The sequence below is a fragment of the Nonlabens sp. genome, assembly GCF_965657255.1.
Taxonomy (GTDB): Bacteria; Bacteroidota; Bacteroidia; order Flavobacteriales; family Flavobacteriaceae; genus Nonlabens.
Window position 1 is genome coordinate 112,492 of sequence record NZ_CBFHNM010000005.1, and the last position, 25,326, is coordinate 137,817.

Below are 25,326 nucleotides of genomic sequence, written 5' to 3' on the forward strand. Positions count from 1 at the left end.
AGGCTTATCGTCATTAAAATAATAACGATATGCAAAAACCTAAGTTAGGTTTCTGGGATATTTGGAACATGAGTTTCGGATTTCTTGGTATTCAATTCGGTTTTGCCCTACAGGGCTCAACTATGTCACGTATTTTTGAAACTCTAGGAGCAGATGAATCTGAGATCCCGCTGCTTTGGATTGCGGCACCGCTTGCGGGACTTATTGTACAGCCTATTATAGGTTACCTCAGTGATAATACCTGGCACAAAACCTTAGGAAGAAGACGTCCTTTCTTTTTGATAGGTGCTATTCTTAGTTCTATTGCGTTACTTTTTATGCCATATTCTTCTGAGGTATGGATGGCAGCCGGATTATTATTAGTTCTCGATGCTTCCATTAATATCTCGATGGAACCTTTCCGTGCGTTAGTAGCAGATAAACTGCCAGAATCACAACGCAGCTATGGTTTTGTAGTACAAACCTTAATAATAGGTGTAGGAACATGGGTCGCAAGTAACCTTCCTAAATGGGTAAATAACACGTTAGAAATTTCTAATGAAGCAGCGCCTGGTGTGGTTCCAGATTCTGTGAAGGTTGCTTTTGGAGTTGGTGCTTTTGTTTTCTTTACTTCAATTCTTGTAACGATTTTTACAACTAAAGAGTATTCTCCAGAAGAAACTGCTGCATTTGATGATGCAGGAGAGCCTGAAGAGAAAAAAGGAATGCTGGAAACAATTCTGGGAACTTATGCACTTATGCCGACCATTATGAAGAAACTAGGTGTAGTTCAGTTTTTTTCATGGTTTGCATTTTTTGCTATGTGGACCCTTGCAAATCCTGCATTAACTAGTCATATATACAGTGCGCCAAAACCAGATGCTATTGAATATGCACAATTAACGACTAACAGTGAAGGAGAAGAAATAGCAAAGACAAATGAGAATGGTGAATTACTTTTCTTAAGCGATACTGCAAAAGCAAATTATAAAAAGTTAGATAAAGCCTATAATGAAGCTAGTGATGATGTAGGTTCGAAAATGGGAATTTATGGGCTGACCTCTATGGTGTTTGCTTTATTACTGACATTTTATACTGCATACAATTCTATTAATAGGAAATATATACATATGGGTAGTTTACTCGCAGGAGCAGCTGGCTTTTTGTATATGTTTTATAGTCCAGGGAATCCAGACAACTTGTATATTTCATTTGGTTTGATAGGTATTGCTTGGGGTAGTATTTTATCCATGCCTTATGCCATGCTTTCTAGTTCTGTAGAATCTTCAAAAATGGGTTTGATAATGGGCGTTTTCAATATGTTTATTGTTATCCCTCAAATTATTGCAGCCGTTGGTGGTGTAGTATTATTACACAATTTAATAGGAGAAGAGTCCATTCATGCGATGACTATCGCAGGGATTTTCTTAATTATTGCTGCATTTTCAAATTTATTAATTACAAATAAAAAGGCTATTACATATCAGCCTCCTATCACAAACGAGTAAATGATTAAAAAAGCATTCATATTTGATCTAGATGGAGTAATTGTGGATACAGCAAAGTTTCACTTCATTGCCTGGCAACGACTTGCAGCTTCTCTAGATATTAATTTTACCGAGGTAGAAAACGAACAATTAAAAGGAGTCTCACGTGTCAATTCTTTGAAGAAAATACTTGAATGGGGAAATAAAGAAATTTCTCCAGAAGTTTTTCAGTCTAAGATGGACCAGAAAAACGAAGAATACCTAGAACTAATCAGTACGTTAAGTACTAGTGATATTATGCCAGGTGTCCATGACTTTCTTCTCAGGTTACAACAAAGACAGCAGCCTATTGCTTTGGGTAGTGCAAGTAAAAATGCAAGACCTATTTTAGAAAAATTAGGCATCAAAAACTTGTTTGAAGTTATCGTTGATGGAACTAACGTAACTAAGGCAAAACCAGATCCAGAAGTTTTTTTAAGTGCTTGCAATCAATTAGGATATCAAGCACAAGAAAGTATTGTTTTTGAAGATAGCGTTGCAGGGGTTCAAGCTGCAAACAAAGCGGGAATGATCTCTATAGGATTAGGAGAACAAGAAATATTACACGAGGCAGATGAAGTATTTGAGTACTTTACAGACATGCCTAACGATTATATCAACACATTATTAAGTAAGAAGAAATGAATCAAGAATATATCATACCCAATGCATGGTCTATAATTGAAGAAGGATGGAAGCCGTCTCAAGTAAAATCTAGTGAGAGCCTTTTTTCTATAGGAAATGGTGCCATGGGGCAACGAGCAAATTTTGAAGAAAAATATACAGGAGAAACATTTCAAGGAAGTTATGTTGCTGGAGTCTATTATCCAGATAAGACCAGAGTAGGATGGTGGAAGAATGGATATCCAGAGTATTTTGCCAAGGTTTTAAACGCTCCTAATTTTATAGGAATTGATGTTTTTGTGGACGGAGAAGAACTAGATCTAGCAACAATACGCCAGGTGACAGATTACCGTCGCGAGTTGAATATGAAAGAAGGCTGGTATGAACGTTCATTTGTAGCTCACTTTTCTGATGAAAAAGCTATTAAAGTTGTTGCTCGCAGATTTATGAGTCTAGAAATAGATGAGCTTGCAGTAATTAATTACCAAGTAACGGCGGTAAGAGGTGATATTAAAATTACTTTCCAGCCGTATATTGATGCTGGAATAACAAATGAAGATACCAACTGGGATGATGCATTTTGGGAAATAGAAGAGTTGATCTCTGATGATCATCAGGGTTTAGTACGCAGTCGTACCAATAAAACCAACTTTTACGTTGCCACATTCATGCAGTCTGAATTATTGAAAAATGGTGAGCATGTTCAATATGCAGACCATTTTGATCAGAATAATACCGTTATAAGACACCATGCTGGTTGCGATATCGCTCAAGGTGAAAGCGTGACTCTTAGAAAGTATGCTGGTTATACATCAAGTCTTAACCATGATTCAAACGACCTTTTTATTGCAGCAAAATCAGTTTTACAGCAAGCAACAGAAAAAGGTTATGAAACTTTGCTTAAATTGCAAGCAGACTCATGGGCGCAAATTTGGGCCATGGCAGATATTACAATTGATGGTGATCTTAAAGCACAGCAAGGGATCCGTTTTAATATTTTCCAATTGAATCAAACTTATTCAGGTAAGGATTCTCGTCTTAACATTGGACCGAAAGGTTTTACAGGAGAGAAATATGGAGGTTCTACCTATTGGGATACAGAAGCTTATTGTATTCCATTCTACATGGCTACTAAAGATCAACAGGTAGCACGTAATTTATTAAGATATAGATATGAGCAGCTAGACAAGGCCGTTGAGAATGCTGGGAAACTAGGATTTTCTTCTGGAGCTGCTCTATATCCTATGGTTACCATGAATGGAGAAGAATCTCACAACGAGTGGGAAATTACCTTTGAAGAAATTCACCGTAATGGCGCCATGGTTTTTGCCATTTACAACTATGTAAGATATACGGGCGACTACAGCTACATTCCAGAAATGGGACTAGAGGTGATGATTGCTATAGCAAAATTCTGGCACCAGCGCGCGACCTATTCGCAACGAGCTAATAAATATATGATTCTAGGAGTTACTGGTCCTAATGAATATGAAAATAACGTAAATAACAACTGGTACACAAACTATCTAGCAAAATGGTGCATCAATTACGCTGTTGAAAATATCAACAAAGTAAAAGCTGACCATAAAGCAGATTACGATAGAATCATTGCAAAGACAGAACTGGCAGATCAAGAGATCAGCGCATGGAAAGAAGTCGCTGATAATATGTACGAGCCGTTTGATGAACAACTGGGCGTTTATTTACAACAAGATGCATTTTTAGATAAAGAAATAATTCCAGTAAATGACCTTTCAGCAGAGCAACGACCTATCAATCAAAAATGGTCCTGGGATCGTATTCTTAGAAGTTGTTATATAAAACAAGCTGATGTTCTTCAATGTTTTTACTTTTTTGAAGATCACTTTAGTAAGGAAGAATTAGCAAAAAACTTTGACTTTTATGAGCCACTTACCGTTCATGAAAGTTCACTATCTCCATGCGTTCACAGTATTCAAGCGGCAAAATTAGACCGTATGGATCAAGCTTACGAGTTTTACTTAAGAACCTCACGTCTCGATCTAGATGATTATAACAAAGAAGTAGAAGAAGGCTGTCATATTACAAGTATGGCAGGAACCTGGATGAGTATTGTAGAAGGTTTTGGTGGCTTAAAAATCATTGATGATAAACCTAGTTTCACTACCAAACTTCCTAAACAATGGGACGGATTTAGTTTCAAAATTAACTTCAGAAATCAGATTTTAGACGTTCATGTTTCTAATTTTGGTACTAAAGTAACACTCGAGGGTGATCTGCCTCAGGATATTATTTTGAATGGCGAGCATATTACTTTAGAACCTCAAATGGTCAATGCATAAACTATGAAAAAACTGTCTATTATTTTAGGTATAGCGGTTTGTTTCGCTTTCGCGAAAGCGGTAACTGCACAATCTATAGAGAGAATAGAACCGCCTTTTTGGTGGGCAGAAATGGAGCATTCGCAGGTTGAGGTAATGTTATATGGAGAAAAAATAGGTTTGGCTTCTGAGTTTCGATCTGACCTTGAGATTTTGTCTGTAAGAAAAACAGAGAATTCAAATTATTTATTTATAACAGTTGAAACAAAAAATGCGACGCCAGGCAAGTATGATTTATTTTTTAGACATGAATTAGCCGTTGATCCTGAGGTTGTAACTTTTGAGCTAAAAAAAAGAGAGTCAGATTCAAGACATAGAAAAGGTTTTGACTCTAGCGATGCGATTTACCTAATCATGCCAGACCGTTTTGCAAATGGCGATCCATCAAACGACAGTACAGATGACACGATAGAAAAAGTAAATCGAGATTTTAAAGGTGGCCGTCATGGTGGCGATATTCAAGGAATTATCGATCATCTAGATTATATCGATGAGTTAGGAGCAACAGCAATCTGGAGTACACCACTTTTAGAAGATAATGACGCACGCTATTCCTATCATACTTATGCACAAAGTGATTTGTACAAAATCGATCCTCGTTATGGAACTAATTCTGATTATAAAAGATTAGGCGATGAGTTGCATAAACGTGATATGAAATTGATCATGGATTATGTGACCAATCATTGGGGCGCAACGCACTGGATGATGAAAGATTTACCTACACAAACATGGATCCATCAGTTTGATGATAATAATGGTAAGAACTTTCCAGTTGCTGGATATGCTAACTCTTCTTACCGACAAACCACACAAATGGATCCTAACGTAAGTAGAAAAGATGCTGTATATGCAGAAAAAGGTTGGTTTGTAAGTACCATGCCAGACATCAATCAAACTGAACCATTAGCATTAAATTATTTGATTCAGAATACCATCTGGTGGATTGAATATGCTGGACTAGACGGTTTGCGAGTAGATACGTATTCTTATAATGAGAAAGAAGGTATTGCAAAATGGACCAAAGCCATTATGGACGAATATCCTAATTTCAATATCGTAGGAGAAACATGGTTACACGATCAAGCGCAAATCGCCTACTGGCAAAAAGATTCTAAAATTGCCGCTATTCAAGATTACAATACACATTTACCTAGTGTTATGGATTTTACTTTGCATGATGCTATTATGAGCGCTTTTAATGAAAATGAACAAGGCTGGGACAAAGGAATGTCAAAGGTGTATGAGAATTTTGTCAATGACTTCTTGTATCCAGATATCGACAACATCTTAGTATTTGCAGGAAACCACGATACCAATCGCATCAACGGCAACGGATTGTATAACGGTAACCTTGCCAAATACAAACTAGCCATGACTTTAGTTTTAACCACTAGAGGAATTCCACAATTGTATTACGGTGATGAAATAGGAATGGGTGGAAATAGAGACACGGATGGAGATGGCGATATACGTAGAGATTTTCCTGGTGGCTGGCAAGGCGATGCTGTAAACGCATTTGATCAACCAACAAAAGAGCAAAAAGCTTATCAAGACTTCACTAAAAAATTACTCAATTACAGAAAGAATAAAGAAGTACTTCATCAGGGCAAATTACTTCAGTATGTTCCCGAGAACAATTGTTATGTGTATTTTAGGTATGATAAAGACAGTCGTGTGATGGTGGTGATCAACAATAATCCAGGGTCAGTAACTTTAGATTTGAATCGTTTTAAAGAAGGTATTTACACCGCAAAAGAAGGAACAGATATCTTAACTGATAAAAAACTAAGTTTAAGAGGAAAGTTAAAGGTGGATGGGAAAACGAGTATGGTGATTGAATATAGTTTTTAAAAAAAAGTGACCATCAGACCTCAAAAGACTTGAGATGTCTTATGAGTTTGATAACGACACAAGAAATAACATATAAATGAAAAAACTACTAAGCTTACTTATCATCATTTCAATGATAAGCTGCGATACTAAAAAAGAAGAGGAGTTAGCAAAAGCCAGTGTTATCGAGGTGATGACTACGCCCGTTTATGCAAATCAAGGTGATACCAAAGTGTTATTCTCTGATTATATTTCAAACACAGAATCTATTGATAGCATTTCCTACGGGAAAGGTATCCTTCATAAGGAAATGAAAACTGCAGACTTTAATTCTGAAATTATAGTTCTTGAAGAAAATGCTCCATCACTTTCCCATATCACCCTATGGACAGGTGGAATAAGAAACGATATTCCTGTTTTTAAAAGTGCCAGTAAAACAATAGAGATTCCATATTCTGGGAATTTTAAAAACGTCCAAATCAAAGGCGAGTTTACTAATTGGGCACCTCAAGATACAGAAGTGGTTGACGGTAAAATCATTTATCGAGCAACAGTTCCACAAGGGAAGTTTCAGTACCTGTTTCTAGAAGGCGGAAATGAAGAAAAACTAACAGGTAACGAGCCTAACGTTGTTAGTAATGGAATGGGCGGTTTTAATCGTGTTATTGATAACAGCCGTAAAGCAAATCCAGCACAATTATCCTACGGAGAAATCCTCAAACAAGGTTTTACTTTTAAATCTACTGGTGGTTTAGACAACGTGGTTGTTCTTTATGAAAACCAAAAAATAGAAGCTCAAAAAGATGGTAATACTTATACAGTACAATTACCCAAAGTAGACTTCTCTGACCGTATTTCTAAAACTCAACTCGTACGCGTTTTTGCCAGCGATGAAAATGGCCGCACAAACGATCTATTAATTCCAGTACAAGACAACCAAGTTGTAATAGACCCAACAAAACTAGCTAGAAGCGATTTCCATACTCAAGTATTGTACTTTATGATGGTAGATCGTTTTCTAGATGGCGACACATCCAATACTAAACCAGTTCCAGATCCAGAGATTTTGCCCGCAGCCAATTATATGGGTGGCGATCTGGCTGGTGTGTTGGAAAAAATAAATGATGGCTACTTTGAGGAAATGGGAATCAACACCATTTGGTTATCGCCTATTACTCAAAACCCAGAAGGTGCTTACGGTTTATGGCCAGAACCAAGGACAAAATTTAGCGGATATCACGGCTACTGGCCTGTTTCAAATACTAAAGTAGATTACCGTTTTGGTGATGAAAAACTCATGAAAGAGGTCATTGAAGAAGCGCACAATCGCGATATGAATGTGATTCTTGATTATGTGGCAAATCATGTACATGAAGAGCATCCAGTTTATAAAAATCATCCAGAATGGGCGACTAACTTATATCTTGAAGATGGAAGTTTAAATACAGAGCGATGGGACGATCAACGGTTGACTACTTGGTTTGATACCTTTATGCCTACACTAGATTTTTCTAAACCAGAAGTGGTAGAAAAAATGACCGATAGTGCTTTGTATTGGGTAACTGAATATAAACTGGATGGTTTCCGTCATGATGCGACTAAACACGTACCAGAAGCCTATTGGAGAACGTTGACTCAAAAAGTACGCAATAATACCGACAGGCCTATTTATCAAATAGGAGAAACTTACGGTTCTTACGATTTGATTAGAAGCTATGTAAGCACAGGAATGCTAGATGCGCAGTTTGATTTTAATCAGTATGATGCTGCTGTTTCCGCTTTCGCAAAAGCGGATAGTGATTATGCAAACCTGACAGAAACCTTAAAAAAAGGATTGGAATATTATGGCCATCATCATTTGATGGGTAATATTTCAGGAAATCAAGACCGCGCAAGGTTCATAAGCTATGCAAGTGGTGATGTGAGATTTGATGAAGACGCAAAAAAAGCCGGTTGGACTCGTGATATAGTCATGAGTGATTCTACCGCATACGATAGATTAGGAATGCTGCAGGCGTTTAATATGACTATGCCAGGCGTGCCAGTTATTTATTATGGTGATGAGTATGGTTCTATAGGTGCAAACGATCCAGATAACCGCAGGATGATGAAGTTTGATAACCTTTCTGATCGTGAAAAAAACTTGTGTGAACTAGTGCAAGTGCTTGTTAAATTAAGACGTAATTCTATGTCTTTATTATATGGGACAACAAAAATTGTCTCAGAAAATGACGGTATTTTAGCGATCCAGCGCAGTTATTTTGGAGAGCAAACAACCGTTTATTTTAATGAAACAAGTCTCATTTTAAACATGGCTAGAAATAATAATCGCTTTCGCGAAAGCGGAACCGCAATTAATGCTATCGTGACTGAAAAAAACATCCAGATAAAGCCTGGTAATTTTATGATATTGCAAATGAAAACTAAAAAAGAGTAATCTAAAGATTGATTTACTAGTAACTTTGAAAAGAATTTATAATCACAATAATTGATCAATGAAAAAATACATTTTAGCATTATTAGTATTAAGTCTAGTTTTTGCTTGTAAAGACGACAATAAAGAAGAATTAGTTGTTGAAGAAACCATCATTAAAGATTACAGGCCTATACAGGATGAAGATCTGGAAAACGCTATCATTTATGAGGCAAACATTAGACAGTATTCACCAGAAGGAACTTTTAATGAGTTTACTAAAGATATACCACAGCTTAAGGAGTTAGGTGTCAAGGTGATCTGGTTGATGCCAGTTTTTCCTATTTCAGAAAAAAATAGAAAAGCAAAAGGAGATTTGCTTGTTGAGGATATTAAAAATCCTAAAGAAAGAGAGAAATACTTAGGTAGTTATTATGCAGTTGCTGATTATGAAAAAGTAAATCCAGATCTAGGGACCAGTGCAGATTTAACAAAGTTAGTTCAGACAGCACATGACAATGGTATGTATGTAATTTTGGATTGGGTGGCAAACCACTCTGGTTGGGATAATGTCTGGATAGAGAAATACCCAGAATTTTACACAAGGGATGAAAAGGGAAACATGATGCATCCTGAAGGTACCGACTGGACAGATACCGCAGATCTCAATTATGATAATAGAGATTTATGGGAAGTGATGACTAAGAGTATGATGTATTGGGTCGCTGAATTTGATGTTGATGGTTTTAGATGCGATGTGGCGCATGAGGTTCCAACCGAGTTTTGGAATTATGCGACCAAAGAATTACAAGATCAAAAACCATTACTCATGCTAGCAGAAAGTGAGAAAAAAGATCTTTTTAAAGAAGCTTTTGATATGGGATATAATTGGGAAGGACACCATATTATGAATGAATTAGCTCAAGGAACAGCAACCATAAATAAATGGGATGAATACATGCAACGCAATGCAAAGAACTACCAAGAAGACGATATTCTCATGAATTTCATAACTAATCATGATGAAAATTCATGGAATGGATCTGTAAAAGAAAGAATGGGTGATAAAGGACAAACCTTGTTAGCTTTTTCATACATGATTCCAGGAATGCCATTAATTTATTCTGGTCAAGAGTATGATATGGATTACCGTTTAAAGTTCTTTGAAAAAGATACAATTCCTAAAACGAAAGGAAAAACTTGGGATCTCTTGAAAAAATTAGGAGAGCTTAAAGTTAATAATCCAGCGTTAAATGGAGGGAAAAATGCAGCCACTTATACCAGACTTAAAACGAATGATGATGAAAGTATTTATGCAATAAAAAGAGAAAAAAATGGTGAAACCGTATACTATGTTGCTAATTTTTCAAAAAACCGATCAAGACCAAAAGTGAATGGTATGAAAGGAAGACTCACTGATGCATTGAGAGGTGGATCTGTCGATTTTACAGAAGAAAACAGATTAGACCTTCCACCTTATGGATACAGAATCTTAAAAGTGTCGAAATAACACACAGGTATTTTTAGCACGAGTTAGATACAATTAGAAAATTAATTGTTACAAAGGCTTTCCTATTTCGGCAAGCCTTTTCTTTTGACGTTTTAGCAATTTAATGCATCTTAAATCCAGGATGAGATAAATAGATAGTACTTTAGAGGTCTAAAATAAAATATGATGCAAAAGACTTATTACGATCCTAAGGACTTAAAAAAATTTGGTAAAATAACAGAATGGAGTGAAGAGTTGGGAACAAAATTCTTTGATTACTATGGTAAAGTATTTGAAGAAGGCGCACTAAGTGCAAGAGAAAAGTCTTTAATGGCACTTGCTGTTTCTCATGCAGTTCATTGTCCCTATTGCATAGATGCTTACACTGGTGATGCACTTAAAAGAGGTATAACAAAAGAAGAGATGATGGAGGCTGTTCATGTTGCCGGTGCTATAAAAGGTGGCGCAACACTTGTCCATGGAGTACAAATGATGAATAAGGTGAATAAACTAGAGATGTAAACGGGATGTTGACTTTGCCTAAGCAAAGTTTTACGTATCGCTTATCACGATAATCTGTGGTAACAGATTGATCAGGATCTATAAGTTTTTCAAGACAATTTACTAAATCAATAATATAGTATTGCTTTCCTGAAATGGTATGATAGCAATTTATCAGGAATCTGAAGTATCAAAAGAATTTCTTTTGCTGGAGCACAATCGCTAGAATTGCTATCATATAAAATCGTAGCAGCGACTTTTATGGGATCTTATTGTTTTGAATTCTTGTGTTAGTTACCACTATTTTGCAAATTGCTGTTTGCAATGTATTTCCGGTAAAATCATAGACTGAGATGATAATTTTACATATTCATCCTGTTACCTTGTATATTATTCCTTTTTACAAAGATATATGTGTATAAAGTGACAGTTTTGTGAGAAATAGTCACTAATTATGCAAACCACTAGTAGCATATTTGCGTACTTATGATAATTGAAAAATCGACACCATAAATATGGCTGTAAATACAAAAACCTCTTTAAAGAAGAGAGATTCAGACTTAGCAAACATAAATAAGCAAATGCAAATCCTTAATGGAGAACCGTTTTCTAATGACGAATTGCCTTCATTTGCAAAGAAACTGAAAGAAATCAACGAGTTACCATTAAGACCCAATAAACTGGAGATTCTTCAAGTAAACGTAGGTTACATGTGTAATCAAGTGTGTGCACACTGTCATGTAGATGCTGGTCCCGATCGTAAAGAAATCATGACTCGTGATACTATGGGACAAATACTGGATGTAATAAAAACAACAGGTGCTCACACATTAGACCTTACTGGTGGCGCTCCAGAGATGAATCCAGATTTCAGATGGTTTGTAGAACAAGCTGCAGAGGCTGGAATTAAAGACTTTATTGTTCGTTCTAACTTAACTATTATTAGAGCAAACCCTAAATATCACGACTTGCCTGATTTCTTTAAAAAACATAATATTCATGTTGTTTCCTCGATGCCACACTGGACTAAAGGAAAGACAGATAAGCAACGTGGTGATGGTGTTTTTGATAAATCAATCAAAGCGTTACAGGAACTCAATAATCGTGGCTATGGAATGCCAGGTAGTGATTTAAAGCTGGATTTAGTGTATAACCCTAGCGGTGCTTACCTACCAGGTGATCAAGCGAGTATGGAAAAAGAGATGAAAGCTGCTTTGCTAGAAGATTTCGGTATTCAATTTCACAGTCTTTTTGCGATTACCAATTTGCCTATCGCTCGTTTCTTAGACTATCTGGTAGCAAGCGAAAACTATGAAGATTATATGTATGCGCTAGTAGAAGCTTACAATCCAGCTGCAGTCTCTGGAGTAATGTGTAAGAATACTATTTCTATTTCTTGGGACGGCTGGCTGTACGATTGTGATTTTAATCAGATGCTAGACCTTAAAGTAGATAATAAAATCCAACACATTAAAGATTACAATGAAGATCTATTAAACGATCGCAATATCCAGATCTCTCAACATTGTTACGGCTGTACCGCTGGTGCAGGAAGTAGTTGTCAAGGTGTAGTTGCTTAATTCATGATACAAAAACCACGTCTAAATACCGCCATTCTTCTCTTTGCACAAACTGCAAAGGCAGATGCTTTATATAAGCCTCTCGCACACAATGGCGCATTGATGGATGTGCTTAATGAGAAGGTTACCAAAACGGCAAAAGCTTCTGGTTTTGATTTTTATCATTTTACGGAAGTTGAGCAGCGAGGTGTAGGATTTGGTACTAGGTTTACTAATAGTATTCAAGATGTTTTTGATAAAGGCTATGATTCTGTTATTTGTTTAGGAAACGACACGCCTTTACTTACGGTTAAATTGATACAAGACGCTGCCGATGCTCTCAAAAAAGGCAAAGCTGTAAAGGGAAAATCTTTGGACGGCGGTCTTTATCTCATTGCCATAAATAAGAATAATTTTGACGCACCTGCTTTTCAAGATTTACCTTGGCAAACGTCAAATTTGGCAACTTCTTTCCATGAATACATTGCTGTTCAAAATCAAGAGTTAGAAGTTTTAGAATCTCTAGCAGATCTGGATACAGAACAAGATCTTGAAGATTTTCTTTCTGGAAAAGATGCTCGTCGTTCTATTATAAGATTACTTTTATGCACGTTTTCGCGAAAGCAAACTCATTACCAATACTTTCATAAACAGACCACCTCTGTTATTTCTCTTCTTCCTTTGAATAAAGGATCGCCAAAGGCAGCTTAATCATCAAAGCTCAAGCCTTAACGCCATTTCAATCATTTTTTATATTATTTCATGAAGAGAATTACTCTACTCATGCTACTCCTATGCGGTTTTATAGGAGCAGCTCAAATTTCTATTACAGGAAAAGTCAGCGATAGCGCTGGCGATCCCATACCCTTTGCAAACGTTGCAGAGAAAGGTACTCAAAATGGCACAACCACAGATGGCAATGGTAATTATACAATTACCGTTGCAGATAACGCAACATTAGTGGTGTCTTTTATAGGTTATCAAACCGCGACAGTTCCAGTTAAGAATGAAACTGTAGTAAATATAATTTTACAAGAAGGCGACTCATTAGATGAGGTTATTGTTACAGCATTAGGTGTAAAACGTCAAGAACGAGAACTAGGTTATGCCGTTCAAACGCTAGATACAGAACAAATTCAAGAAGTAAAAGCGGTTAATTTTATTGATAACTTGCAAGGTAAAGTTGCTGGGATAACAGTGACGCCTGGAGCGACTGGTGTTGGTTCTTCATCAAAAATTACTATTCGTGGCGAGGCAAGTTTTTCAAATAACAATCCGCTATTTATTGTGGATGGAACACCTATAAATAACAATACGGTATTTAATTTTTCTAATGAAGCAGCAGCAGGTTTTCAGGAAGTAGATTTTGGAAATGGCGCTGGAGAAGTAAATCAAGACGACATAGAAAGTGTATCCGTTCTTAAAGGTCCTGCGGCAGCAGCTCTTTACGGAACTCGTGCGGCAAATGGTGCAATTATTATTGAAACTAAAAATGGTGGTAAACAAAAGGGTCTTGGGATATCCTACAACACCAGTTTCTTTGTAGATACGGCTTTCAAGTTGCCAGAATTTCAAAATGAATACGGTCAAGGTCAAGGTGGAGTTTTTGAATTTGTCGACGGTTTAGGCGGTGGCGTTAGTGATAATATTACCTATTCTTGGGGTCCACGATTGGATCAAGGGATTTTAATACCACAATTTGATAGTCCAGTGACGTTGCCAGATGGTACTGTAGTGCGTGGTGGCGATACCTCATTATACAGCGGTTTACCTATTACACCTACAGAGTTCCGCAGTAATCCAGATAATTTGAAAGACTTTTATAATACTGGTCATACATTTATCAATAACATCGCTATTACAGATGGTTTTGAAAACGGTGATTACCGATTAAGTTTCACCGATTTGCGTAGTGAGAGCATTATTCCAGGAGTTGATCTCGATAGACAGACTGTTGCTGCAAAATTAAATTTTACACCTAACGATAAGACTAAAATTAGAGCCAGTATCAACTATGTGAATAGTGCATCTGGAAATAGACCGTCAAATGGTTACGGTAGTGAGAATGTGAACTATTCGCTCGTTGCATGGGGACCACGATCTTTGAATATTGATAACTTGAGAAACTACTGGCAGCCTGGATTAGAAGGCGTTCAACAGTACTCTTTTAACTATACATTCTTTGATAATCCGTATTTTATATTACAAGAAAATCGCAATAGTTTTGGTCGTGATCGACTGTTTGGAAATGTCTCGCTTTCGCGAAAGCTAACACCAGAACTTACTGCATCGATTAGAACAGGAATGGATTATAGTAATGAGAAACGCCGATTTATCCGTAATTTTTCTACCAACCGTTTTAGAAATGGAGCATATGCAGAGCATGATGTGTTCTATAGAGAGATCAATACAGACTTTTTATTGAATTACAAAAAGCAATTCGGCGATATTAGTTTTGATGCAAGTGCTGGAGGAAATAGATTGTCGCAAACGGCTTCTACCACGCAAGTGCAAACGACTAGTCTTGCACAACCTGGTATTTTTTCTTTGAATAATGCAGCGAGTCCTATTGAGAGTTTTGGATTTAGAAGTGAGAAGAGAATTAATAGTTTGTACGCTTTTGCAAAAGCTGGATATAAAAACTTTCTTTATCTAGATGTAACTGCTAGAAACGATTGGTCTAGCGCACTGGCAACACCTTTTAGTGCAGATAATACTTCATTCTTTTATCCGTCTTTTTCTACCAGTTTTATACTTAGTAATGTAGTGGATTTACCTAAAGAAATTGACTTTGCAAAGATCAGAGCTAGTTATGCGCAAGTAGGTAATGATACAGATCCATACCAGACACAAGGAACTTTTATCTCTCAAGTAAATGTGAACTCGCAACCTACCTTTAGCAATCAAGATTTTATTCCTAATCAAAACTTGAGGCCAGAATCAACTTCTAGTGTTGAAGTAGGTTTTGATGTACGTTTCTTAAAGCAACGATTGAATCTAGATTTTACGTATTACAACGCATTGACTGAAGATCAGATTTTGTCACTTCCTATAGGAATAGCATCTGGTTTTAGCCAGCAAGTGGTAAATGCAGGATCTGTAAGAAATCAAGGAGTAGAGATAGTTTTAAATGCGATTCCTGTTAGAACAGATAATTTTGAATGGAGTTCTACGGTAAACTTTGCGAGCAGTAGAGCAATTGTAGAAGAATTACCTCAAGAAGATGGCCGTTTAACACTAGCCTATTCTAGAGTATATGACAGCCAGGATCAAACGGTATGGCATCAAGTAGAAGAAGGTGGACGTATAGGCGACCTTTATGGGACTGGATATTTAAGAAATGAAAACGGAGATTTTATTCTTACACAAGAAGGACGTTTTATTGCAGATCCTGAATTAAGAAAACTAGGAAATTATAATGCCGATTTCACTATGGGATTCAATAATAGTTTTACTTATAAAAACTGGGATGCATCCTTTTTACTAGACTGGAGACAAGGAGGAATTATCGTTTCTAGAACATTAGCATTAGGCGCCGTAGGTGGACAGTTAAATGATACAGCAAACAGACCAGATGCTGGTATTGTGGCAAATGGAGTTATTAACACAGGAACAGAAGCAAATCCTGTTTATGTACAAAATACTACAGCTGTAAGTGCAGAAAGTTATTACCGTCAGTTTTATGATCGTAATCATGAAGAGAACAATGTTTATGATGCCAGCTATTTAAAACTGCGCCAGTTTTCAGTTGGTTACAGTTTTAGTTTAAATGAAGGAGCTTTAGGGTTATTCAATGACGGCGCAGAAATGAGAGTTTCACTAATCGGTAGAAATTTATTTGCCTTTAGTGAGATTCCACATTTTGATCCAGAGCAGCTAGCCGTTCAAGGACAAGGTTTTGTAGGTGGTGTAGAAGATATGTCTTATGCCAGCACAAGAAGCATAGGAGTTAAAGCTGGAATAACCTTTTAGAACTTGAACTCGAACTCGAAATTGAATATCGAACAAGGAATAAAGAATAATGAATAATGAAATGTCAGTTCGAGCGCAGTTGAGAATGTTTACAAATTGAGAAAAAACAAACCTATTCCGCTCTGCAGCGGAATGACAAAATAAAGAAAATGAAATATAAATATATAGCAGTATTTGTTTTTGCTGTTCTAGCAATCGCATCCTGCACAAACGATTTTGAAGAAATAAATACTAATCCTAATGCACCAGTAAGCGTGCAGCCTAGTTTGCTTTTAAGACAAGTAATCTACAATTACGGTGAGGAAATGTCTTATGAAGGTTTTGTCGCTGGTGGATTGTTAAGCCAGCACATGACAGCTTTAGATTTCAATTTATTTGATAGACATGCATTAAAAAGTCCGCAATTAGGTGGGAATCCATGGCCTATTTTTTACACTAACTTGAGAGACAATCAAATCATCATTGATCAAGCTCAAGAAACACCTGCCTTTGCCGTTTATGAAGGTCCTGCATTAATATTTAAAGCTTATATGACAGCTGGCTTGACAGATATCTTTGGTGATGTGCCTTATTCTGAAGCTTTCCGTGGACTGGATGGAATTGTAGAGCCTAAGTATGATCTTCAAGAAGATATCTATCTGCAACCAGGCGGAATTCTAGATAATCTAGATCAAGGAATTGCAGCTATAGAAAATTACAATGGTTCAATCGCTTTAGAAGGCGATGTACTTTTTAATGGTGATTTAACTGATTGGGTGCGCTTTGCAAATAGCTTGAAAATTAAAGCACTGATGCGTATCTCTGAAAGAGAGAATGTAAATGCTAGACTGCAGACTTTGTTTGATGATCAAAATTACATTGCTTCAAACGATCAAAATGCGGTATTTAATTTTTCTGATAGTGAGCCTAACAACTTTCGTATGGGGCGATTGAGAGCAGGAGATTTTAACAACTTTGTTATGAGTGAGACTATGGAAGAAGTTTTAGAAGATTTAAACGATGCGCGTATTAATGTGCTTTTTAGACCGAGAGCAAACAATGCTAACGGAGATGATTTTGAAGGTCTGTTAAACGGTATTGATGCGTCATCAACTTCAGTCACTCTAGCCGATTACTCTCTTGCTGGAACCATTTTCAGAGAGAATACTGGAATATTAGATGCTAATTACATGACGGCATGGGAAACGAACTTTTTACTTGCCGAGGCAGCAGAAAAAGGATTGATCTCAGCATCTGCACAAACACTGTATGAAACTGGAGTGACTCAAGCACATGAGTACTGGAATACAGAACTACCAGCAAACTACTTAACAACAGATGCTGCTTATGGCTTAAACGGCAATGATCCTATCGAGCAAATTATTACTCAAAAATGGATTGCGAGCGTCATCAATGGTTATGAAGGTTGGATTGAATATAGAAGAACAGGTTTTCCTGCATTAAAAACTATTTCCGCAAGCTTTAATAATGATCTCATTCCTGTAAGAATGCCTTATCCTGCAGAAGAAGCATCACTCAATGCCGATAATTATAATGTCGCCGCAATCGCCACAAATGATAATGATATCAATGTTCCTGTCTGGTGGGATGAGTGATGAATACGAACTTGAACTTGAATTTGAACTTTAAAAATGAAAAATTATGCCAGTTCGAGCGCAGTCGAGAACGATTATGTATCGAGAAAAATAATTAGCGAAGCCGTTCTGCAACGGCTTGACCACAGGAAAACCGATGTACATAGCTTTGATAATTTTTGAAAACTATCCACCAAATCATTCTCGACTGCGCTAGAATTGACATTTTACCCAATAACCCAATAACCCAATAACCCAATAACCCAATAACTCAAAAGTGGATTTCCTAACCCAAACCTCAACCTTACAATGGTTGCTTATTATAGCGAGTAGTGTGATTTTTTTCATACTAGCGCCGTATGCTAAAGATGTAGCAACATTCTTTAAGGCAGAGCATCGCGGTAAACAACCCAATATGGTGATGCTTACGGGAAGTTTGATCATATCTTGGATTTTTGCAAAGAGTATTACCAATGCGGCCAACTTAGGACTGGAATTTGGTCTCGTCGGTGGTGTGGCATATGCAGGTTATTACCTGTCTTTTGCAGTTGCAGGAATTATAATTTATCAGCTACGAACTCAAGGAGATTATACAAGTATCCATCATTTTTTAACCGATAAATACGGTAAAAGGGCCGTTGGTTTGTTTTCTGTTTTAATCAGTTTTAGATTGTTTAATGAAGTATGGTCCAATACTATGGTGATAGGAACGTACTTTGGCGAGATGGGAACTACCGCTTATTATGTGGCAATTGTAGTTTTTACTTTAATGACATTAGCCTACACTTTAAAAGGCGGATTGAGCAGTTCCATTTTTACAGATGTGATCCAGATGGTGTTATTTTCAATTCTGTTAATTATAATTTTAGGAGTTATTTTTTCAGAACCAGAAATTAAGGCTGGAGAAATGATCACTTCTGGAACTTGGTCCATGGAACTAGGTTTAAACCTATTTTTTGCCGCTATTCTTCAAAGTTTTAGTTATCCATTTCACGATCCAGTATTGACCGATCGTGGTTTTATTACCAGTCCTAAAATTACTCGCAAAAGCTTTTTATGGGCGGCAGTTTTAGGTGGTGTTTGTATAGTCCTTTTTAGTCTGGTTGGTGTGTATGCGCAACAAGCAGGATTACAAGGTCAGGCAGCTGTTGAGGTAGCCAAAAAACTTGGAGTAGTTCTGTTGCTCATTATTAATTTTATTATGATCACCAGCGCAGCAAGTACTTTAGACAGCACTTTTTCTAGTTTTTCAAAAATGTTGACTATTGATTTAAACCTAGGTAAAACAGTTTCTTTTGGTAGACTGATGATGATTCTTGTCGCTGTTTTAGGAACCATTCCTGTATTCTTAGATGCCGAAATCCTAAGCGCAACCACCATAAGTGGTACGATGGTCATAGGCCTTACGCCAGTATTTTTATTGTGGAAAATGAAAGCACCACACATCAGCTATTTTTTATCGGTAATTTGTGGGCTTGTTTTTGGTGTATTATTAGTCTTTGAATGGTTTCCTCAAAGCCTTATTTTTACCTCAGGAAAATATGCCTCATTACTGTGGATTAACATTTATGGAATTTCATTTAGTTTCATCTTATTCTTATTGCCAGCATGGATAAAAAAATCGTAGATCTAGGTCATAAAACTGGCAAAATGCTTCTCTTTGGTGGTGTTTACAGCAATTTACAGGCTTTACAGAGTTTGATTCAAGTTGCTCAGCAACATGGTGTAGCTGCAGAGAATTGTATTTGCACAGGAGATATTATAGGCTATTGTGGTCAGCCGCAAGAAACGCTTGATACTCTTAAAAATTGGGGCGCATACAGTATTTTGGGTAATGTTGAAATTCAGTTGCGTGACGATCAAGATGATTGCGGTTGCGATTTTACAGAAGGCTCTCGTTGTGATAATTTTAGTGAGATTTGGTACGCTTTCGCGAAAGCGAATTTACACACCAGCTCAAAAGAATACTTTAAAACACTGCCAGATCATATAACATTCCATTATGCTGGGAAGAAAGTAGGAGTAGTACATGGAAGTTACGATCATGTTTCTCAGTTCATATTCAAATCTACCGACTGGGAATTAAAACAAACCAGTCTAGAAGCTTTGAACGCTGAAGTTGTCATCGCTGGACATTGTGGTTTACCATTTGTAGATCAAAAAGCAGCCGTGCAATGGCTCAATCCTGGCGTGATAGGAATGCCAGCAAACGACGGAAAAACCAGTACATGGGCAATGATTATAGATGATGCTAAGGGTTTTGAATACCAACATATCCCGCTTTCTTATGATCATGAGACTGCGATTCAAATGATGAAAAAGAATCAGTTGCCTAATGAATATGCGCAAACTCTAGAAACTGGTATCTGGGACAACATGGAGATTCTACCAGAAGAGGAGCGATTATTAAAAGGGAAAAAACTGGAGCTGAATTTTTACTAATATTTCTTTTTTTGGTTGAAATTTTTATTTTTAATATAATTATTATCCAATAACCCAATGATATGATCCCAAAATGGTTTTACAAGCTCCTTATTGCCATGTGCGTTATTTGCCTTTGTATAATAGGTTACAAAATTGCCGATGGTGAGCGCAACCGCAGTTTTATATGGTTCGGTTTTTTGTTCTTAATGGCCATCTGGTTTGCTTTAAGACAAAGTAGAACCAAGGATTAATACATATCTGATAAATTAATTCTCATTGCTTCTTTATGGCAGTTGGCATAAAACCATTATTTTCACATCATGGCGATTTTTACACGCGATCCTTGGATACTAGATGTTTACCGCACGTATAGCGGTGAGAAGCATCTATACATAAGAGGTCGCGCGCTAGAAGACCAGCCACTAAAGCATTATGAGCAGCAAACACTTTATCAAACGCTCCGTAATACCTGGCGTACTTTTAAGACAGACGAGATAAGAAATGCGCAAGTGCGACTTACTCTATCTAATGGTCAATTTTTTACGACAAAAGCAGATCATGAAGGTTATTTTCTATTTGATATCAAAACCGATTTCAACCTGCATGATCTGACTGATGAAGAAGGATACTTGCTACTTACGGTAAGTTTTGATGAAGATAACTCCGCTTTCGCGAAAGCGAAAAGACAAAAACGTCTCAAAACAAATAAGTTTACTGGCGAGACATTGATCCCATATCCTGAAGCTGCGTACGGTGTCATAAGCGATATAGACGATACGATCATGCATACCGGTGTCACGAGTTTTTTGAAAATACGTGTCGCATTCAATACGTTTTTTAAAAATTACGATCGTAGGTCACCATTAAAAGGAGCCGCTAGTTTTTACCAGTTATTGCATCGCGGGCCATCTTCTAAAGATCAAAATCCCATGTTTTATTTAAGCAATAGTCCATGGAATTTATACAAATACTTAGAGAAATTTCTAGATTTTCACGGTTTTCCTAAAGGGCCTATTTTACTAAGAGATTTCCCAACGCCATGGGACAGAACGCCTAAATTAAAACGTCCTCATAAAGAACATGAGTTACTCAATATCTTAAAACATTATCCAGATATGAAATTTATCTTGATAGGCGATAGTGGTGAGCATGATGTGGATTATTATAAGGATACCGCACAACAATTTCCTGATCGTATTCTAGCGATTTACCTGCGATCTGTAGAGCACAAAAAGAAAATGCAACGCGTACAATCCATAGCCGATTCATTCACGATTTGCCCGATGTTACTGGTAAAAGAATCTAAAGAAGCCGTTGTTCATGCACGTGCAAATGGCTGGATTGTCTAATGAATTTGAATTTGAACTCGAATTTAAACTTAAAAAAATAAGATATAAAATTTTAGATCCAGAGCAGCCTGTCTGCCAAAGGTATGAAGGTAGGTCGAGAAAAATTTAAAACCTGGATAGTTAAAAAAGATTTCGACAAAATCTTAGACTTAGTCTATCAAAGAGCTTCAAAGTAGTACTTCAATTTTCAAACCGTAAAAACTCCTTTCCTTATAAAAGGAAAGGTGGGGAATGCGAATAAAACGAACTTTGCTCGGAAAGGTTGAGAGATGCTAGTTATCCTCTAATTATCATAAATACGTCCAAGGATTTCTATAATAAACATTTCATAGATAGAATATAGAGATTTTAAAAAATAGAGAAATTAATAGCCGATAACGCTTTGCAGCGGAATGACAATCAAAAATCAAAAATCTTTACCCTAAAATTCCTTTCTGTTTGTTGTAAAAAGCATCGGCTTGTTTTTGCATGAGTTCTCTGGCGATTTTTCTTTTGTACGCGTACAGTTCATCCTCGTCTGCAATGTCTTTGTAGACGCGATTATTGAGTTCTTTATCGGTTTGTACTAAAACGGTTTGTTGCTGTTTTTGCTGGGTTACCCATGAAATGACTAGGTCTTCTCGCTCTGCATATTTGTAATCGTATTCTCCTTTAGGTGATAGCAATTTTGCAATTATAGGTGAGGTTTCTATGGCTAGAAATAGTAAGAATATAAAAAATGATGTTATAAACGGCAATCTGTTTAGCGCTTCTATTCGAGCCATCAGTCCGTCAAAGTTTTCTATGATGGGCTGTGCAGCTGCCAATTGTGTGGCCTTTTTTGTGTTTAAATTGACTAACTGTAATTCTATGGCTGTGATTTTTTCATTGTTGGTAGTTTTCAGTGCTTGTAATTCGGCTAGTGCGGCGTCGTGTTTTTCTCGTTTTTCTTTATAAACAGGTCCTTTTCCCAGCTTGTTGGTTCCCGATGTTCCTTCTGCTTCGGTGATGTAGGTTGTGTAAAGCGCCTCGACCTGGGCTTCTTTGGTTGTGATTTCAGATTTAAGTTCTTGTATCGCTTTCGCGAAAGCGGACTCTTCAACAGCAAATAAGGATGCCACTTGCTCCTGATTTTCTAACGTCATTGCATTTTTCTCCTCCAATAATACTTGATCAATTTCCTTTTCAAAAATCTTTAATTCGAGAGGTTTTGAGATAACAAGAGCGATGATTACCGCTAAAATAATACGTGGTGCAGCCTGCCACAATTCATTAATCTTACGATCACTTTTCTTAAGTGTAGAAACAATATAGCGGTCCAGGTTGAATATTAAAAGTCCCCAAACGAGACCAAAAGCAGTCGCAATCCAGTAACTATCAAAAACAGTAAAAAGTGCATAGCTGGCTGCAAAGAAGGCTAGGAGCGCAGTAAAGAAAACGGTGGCGCCTATACCGGCATATTTGTTACGCTCGCCTGCGCTGCACTGGTCAAGTAACTGTGCATCAGCACCACTACAAAAAATGAAAAAGGATGGCATAAGAAAGAAATTAGAAAAAAGGTTGTTCCTTATTAACGTGATTTCTAAAGATTTGTTACAGTGCTAACAGTTTTTAAAATTCAATTAAAGTTTTAAGTTGTCAGATTATTCTACTGCATCGCTGAATGTGTTGTAAGGTTTTTCAAAAATTTTTAGAACTAAAAAAGCCTCAAATAATATTATTGAGGCTTTACTTTAATTGCATATAAAAGTTATACGTTTTTATTCTGGTACATTCTTAGCCATCGCTTTAGCGATATCTTGAATCTCTTTAATGGTCATATTCTTCCCCTTATTATCGCTAAAATTTAAGATGTTTTGAGCACCTTCTTTATAATTAATATTGGCAAATTCATTTTTGGCTTTATAATCTTTAACTGCTTCTATGTTAACGCTTTTACCATTGATTTGATAAACTGGCTTGTTATTTTGATTTAAGCTAACCATCAAAATTGCTCTTCTCAAATAAAAATCTTGGCTTTCTGGGTCTGTTGTAAATTCTTTATCAATATTTGAAGTAGAGTTTACTTTTTGAAGAGTTTGGTTTGTACTTTTTATATCATCTTTAAAAAATTCACTATAAATTTCTTGAAGTTGTTCAATACTTTTTTCTTCCTCTTTAGAGGTGAAAAAAAGTGATTTTGAGCCGTCGCTATTATTTTTTATGGAGATACCAGCATCGGGATTATCGTGGAGTAAATAATGAATCTCGCTGTTGATTACTTTCTCGTTATCGATATAAAATTGAGTAGGCTTTTCTTGCATTTCTGCAACTGAGACGATCTGTCTTTTCATTTGATAAAGCTTGTTGTCTTTATGTTTATTGGGGTTGACAAGAGTAGGAGATAATGATACAATGGTGCCACTTTCTAACTTCATAGAACCTATTTGAGGCATTTTCTTTCTCTTTTCTGGAGTCATTGTTATTTTGATGAATGACTTACCGTTTTCATCAATGTCGATTACAACACCTTCCTCACCAGTATTTTTTATTGTTTGTACAGCCTCTGTTTTAGTTACTTCATAATCGTTTATAAAATATTTCAACTCTTCTTTGCTATTTTCTATTAAGGCTATTGTTGGAGATGCAGAGCTGCTAGGCTTTTGTCCTTTTCTTGGAAACATGGTGAATGCTTCTATATCTTCAGAATTCAAGTCAAAATCTTTTAGAAGGTTTCCTTTTAGGTCATAATAAACAATTTCATCTTTATCTTTTATTTTGACATAATATTCTATTCCATCTGTTGAGGTTATGGAACCAGACATTTCAGATTTTATGGTTTCGGTTGATTTAGTGTCTTCAGTTGTATTTTTATATTCTGTTTTTTCTTTACCACAACTCACAATTAGAACTGCTATAATTGGAACAATAACTAGGCTTCTAAGTAATAGGCTTGTTTTTGATGAATTTGTTTTCATGATATGAAATCTTTTTTTGATGATAGGAAAAGTGAATGTGTTTGCCAGCGTTTTTTGATAACCAGTTGTGGCTTGTTTAAGAATTAATTTTTGATAAACTGATGTGGAAATACCTTGATTTAATACGGCTTGATCTGCTAGAAATTCATGATTGAGTTTTATGGAATACTTGATCACATATAACAATGGATTGAACCAAAATACAATCAACAACAATTCAATAAATAATATATCAATCGAGTGCTTTTGATCTAAATGTGCTTTTTCATGTTCTAGAATGACTTCTGGAACTTGATTTGTTTCATAGTCTTCTCTAGAAACAAAAATGCGTTTGATAAAAGAATGTGGTATGGTAAATTGATTGCGCAATACAAGCTGATAGTTTTTGTAAAAGCGTACGATATCTTCTCTACCAATTCTAAAAACATACAAATTGCGACCAAACCTCCATAACATTACAACAACGCCGATGAGGTAAAAGATCAAACCCACGTAAAACCAGTTCACTGTAAACTCTGTTTCTTGAGTCATCTGTTGAATTGCTGGAGTGACTGTGGTAAAGTTGTTTCCATAGACATTTACAAAAGGCATTTCTTGAATAGGAACTATTACGGTTTCCACCACTATAAAAGGAATACTTAATGATAAAATTAAAGCACCTAATAAATACCATCTTTTCAATTCATGCCAAGAACTGTTTTCTAGCAATAATTTATAACACAGCCAAAGAACAAAAAGACAAACCGTAGAATTGATTAAGAAATGCTCCATTATTTAAATATTGTAT

At 36.4% G+C, this 25,326-nt stretch carries 16 protein-coding genes; 14 read left to right on the forward strand and 2 right to left on the reverse strand.

The annotated features are described in order from the left end of the window. Positions 1-29: 29 nt before the first annotated feature. The 14 genes from ACTF54_RS07890 (at position 30) to ACTF54_RS07955 (ending at position 21,603) form a co-directional block, all read left to right on the forward strand. Complete coding sequence (locus tag ACTF54_RS07890) at positions 30-1,487, forward strand: MFS transporter (protein ID WP_347196039.1); 1,458 nt, start codon at positions 30-32, stop codon at positions 1,485-1,487. Then, positions 1,488-2,150 carry a beta-phosphoglucomutase gene (gene pgmB / locus ACTF54_RS07895; RefSeq protein WP_438969107.1) on the forward strand — a complete coding sequence of 221 codons (663 nt, stop codon included), beginning with the start codon at positions 1,488-1,490 and terminating at the stop codon, positions 2,148-2,150. Continuing rightward, positions 2,147-4,450 carry a glycoside hydrolase family 65 protein gene (locus tag ACTF54_RS07900; RefSeq protein ID WP_438969108.1) on the forward strand — a complete coding sequence of 768 codons (2,304 nt, stop codon included), beginning with the start codon at positions 2,147-2,149 and terminating at the stop codon, positions 4,448-4,450. Before pgmB ends, ACTF54_RS07900 begins: the two co-directional genes overlap by 4 nt. 3 nt (positions 4,451-4,453) lie before the next feature. Continuing rightward, positions 4,454-6,343, forward strand: coding sequence for an alpha-amylase family glycosyl hydrolase (locus ACTF54_RS07905; RefSeq protein WP_438969109.1), 1,890 nt, complete (start codon positions 4,454-4,456; stop codon positions 6,341-6,343). A 76-nt stretch (positions 6,344-6,419) separates the two neighbouring features. Continuing rightward, a complete protein-coding gene (locus ACTF54_RS07910) occupies positions 6,420-8,759 on the forward strand; it encodes an alpha-amylase family glycosyl hydrolase (RefSeq protein WP_438969110.1) in 2,340 nt (779 codons plus the stop codon). 58 nt (positions 8,760-8,817) lie between these two features. Further along, on the forward strand, positions 8,818-10,245 hold the full coding sequence (locus ACTF54_RS07915; protein ID WP_347196536.1) for an alpha-amylase family glycosyl hydrolase: 1,428 nt from the start codon (positions 8,818-8,820) through the stop codon (positions 10,243-10,245). A gap of 165 nt (positions 10,246-10,410) precedes the next feature. Continuing rightward, on the forward strand, positions 10,411-10,746 hold the full coding sequence (locus ACTF54_RS07920) for an arsenosugar biosynthesis-associated peroxidase-like protein (RefSeq protein ID WP_347196538.1): 336 nt from the start codon (positions 10,411-10,413) through the stop codon (positions 10,744-10,746). A 494-nt stretch (positions 10,747-11,240) separates the two neighbouring features. After that, positions 11,241-12,305 carry an arsenosugar biosynthesis radical SAM (seleno)protein ArsS gene (gene arsS / locus ACTF54_RS07925; protein ID WP_347196535.1) on the forward strand — a complete coding sequence of 355 codons (1,065 nt, stop codon included), beginning with the start codon at positions 11,241-11,243 and terminating at the stop codon, positions 12,303-12,305. Between the two features lie 3 nt (positions 12,306-12,308). Continuing rightward, positions 12,309-12,995: a TIGR04282 family arsenosugar biosynthesis glycosyltransferase gene (locus ACTF54_RS07930; RefSeq protein WP_347196534.1), complete on the forward strand. Its 687-nt coding sequence runs from the start codon at positions 12,309-12,311 to the stop codon at positions 12,993-12,995. 51 nt (positions 12,996-13,046) lie between these two features. Beyond that, the gene (locus ACTF54_RS07935) at positions 13,047-16,256 is read left to right on the forward strand and encodes a SusC/RagA family TonB-linked outer membrane protein (RefSeq protein WP_438969111.1); all 3,210 of its coding nucleotides are present in this window, start codon (positions 13,047-13,049) and stop codon (positions 16,254-16,256) included. A gap of 149 nt (positions 16,257-16,405) precedes the next feature. Then, positions 16,406-17,851 (forward strand): SusD/RagB family nutrient-binding outer membrane lipoprotein, encoded by a 1,446-nt coding sequence (locus ACTF54_RS07940; protein ID WP_438969112.1) that lies wholly within the window; start codon positions 16,406-16,408, stop codon positions 17,849-17,851. A gap of 256 nt (positions 17,852-18,107) precedes the next feature. Beyond that, positions 18,108-19,457, forward strand: coding sequence for a sodium:solute symporter family transporter (locus tag ACTF54_RS07945; RefSeq protein WP_347197072.1), 1,350 nt, complete (start codon positions 18,108-18,110; stop codon positions 19,455-19,457). After that, positions 19,439-20,272, forward strand: a complete 834-nt coding sequence (locus tag ACTF54_RS07950; protein WP_347197071.1) for a metallophosphoesterase family protein — start codon at positions 19,439-19,441, stop codon at positions 20,270-20,272. Before ACTF54_RS07945 ends, ACTF54_RS07950 begins: the two co-directional genes overlap by 19 nt. A 302-nt stretch (positions 20,273-20,574) precedes the next feature. After that, the gene (locus ACTF54_RS07955; RefSeq protein WP_438969113.1) at positions 20,575-21,603 is read left to right on the forward strand and encodes an App1 family protein; all 1,029 of its coding nucleotides are present in this window, start codon (positions 20,575-20,577) and stop codon (positions 21,601-21,603) included. Positions 21,604-22,019: 416 nt separating this feature from the next. On the opposite strand, the gene ACTF54_RS07960 is transcribed toward ACTF54_RS07955, so the two are convergent. Further along, a complete protein-coding gene (locus ACTF54_RS07960; protein WP_347197069.1) occupies positions 22,020-23,120 on the reverse strand; it encodes a DUF4407 domain-containing protein in 1,101 nt (366 codons plus the stop codon). 222 nt (positions 23,121-23,342) lie between these two features. Next, positions 23,343-25,310: a M56 family metallopeptidase gene (locus ACTF54_RS07965; RefSeq protein ID WP_438969114.1), complete on the reverse strand. Its 1,968-nt coding sequence runs from the start codon at positions 25,308-25,310 to the stop codon at positions 23,343-23,345. Positions 25,311-25,326: the final 16 nt, after the last annotated feature.

What these genes read in the sequence shown, in the direction of transcription:
- ACTF54_RS07890 (WP_347196039.1), top strand. Translation starts at nt 30, where the DNA reads ATGCAAAAACCTAAGTTAGGTTTCTGGGATATTTGGAACATGAGTTTC.
- pgmB (WP_438969107.1), top strand. Translation starts at nt 1,488, where the DNA reads ATGATTAAAAAAGCATTCATATTTGATCTAGATGGAGTAATTGTGGAT.
- ACTF54_RS07900 (WP_438969108.1), top strand. Translation starts at nt 2,147, where the DNA reads ATGAATCAAGAATATATCATACCCAATGCATGGTCTATAATTGAAGAA.
- ACTF54_RS07905 (WP_438969109.1), top strand. Translation starts at nt 4,454, where the DNA reads ATGAAAAAACTGTCTATTATTTTAGGTATAGCGGTTTGTTTCGCTTTC.
- ACTF54_RS07910 (WP_438969110.1), top strand. Translation starts at nt 6,420, where the DNA reads ATGAAAAAACTACTAAGCTTACTTATCATCATTTCAATGATAAGCTGC.
- ACTF54_RS07915 (WP_347196536.1), top strand. Translation starts at nt 8,818, where the DNA reads ATGAAAAAATACATTTTAGCATTATTAGTATTAAGTCTAGTTTTTGCT.
- ACTF54_RS07920 (WP_347196538.1), top strand. Translation starts at nt 10,411, where the DNA reads ATGCAAAAGACTTATTACGATCCTAAGGACTTAAAAAAATTTGGTAAA.
- arsS (WP_347196535.1), top strand. Translation starts at nt 11,241, where the DNA reads ATGGCTGTAAATACAAAAACCTCTTTAAAGAAGAGAGATTCAGACTTA.
- ACTF54_RS07930 (WP_347196534.1), top strand. Translation starts at nt 12,309, where the DNA reads ATGATACAAAAACCACGTCTAAATACCGCCATTCTTCTCTTTGCACAA.
- ACTF54_RS07935 (WP_438969111.1), top strand. Translation starts at nt 13,047, where the DNA reads ATGAAGAGAATTACTCTACTCATGCTACTCCTATGCGGTTTTATAGGA.
- ACTF54_RS07940 (WP_438969112.1), top strand. Translation starts at nt 16,406, where the DNA reads ATGAAATATAAATATATAGCAGTATTTGTTTTTGCTGTTCTAGCAATC.
- ACTF54_RS07950 (WP_347197071.1), top strand. Translation starts at nt 19,439, where the DNA reads ATGGATAAAAAAATCGTAGATCTAGGTCATAAAACTGGCAAAATGCTT.
- ACTF54_RS07955 (WP_438969113.1), top strand. Translation starts at nt 20,575, where the DNA reads ATGGCGATTTTTACACGCGATCCTTGGATACTAGATGTTTACCGCACG.
- ACTF54_RS07960 (WP_347197069.1), bottom strand. Translation starts at nt 23,120, where the DNA reads ATGCCATCCTTTTTCATTTTTTGTAGTGGTGCTGATGCACAGTTACTT.
- ACTF54_RS07965 (WP_438969114.1), bottom strand. Translation starts at nt 25,310, where the DNA reads ATGGAGCATTTCTTAATCAATTCTACGGTTTGTCTTTTTGTTCTTTGG.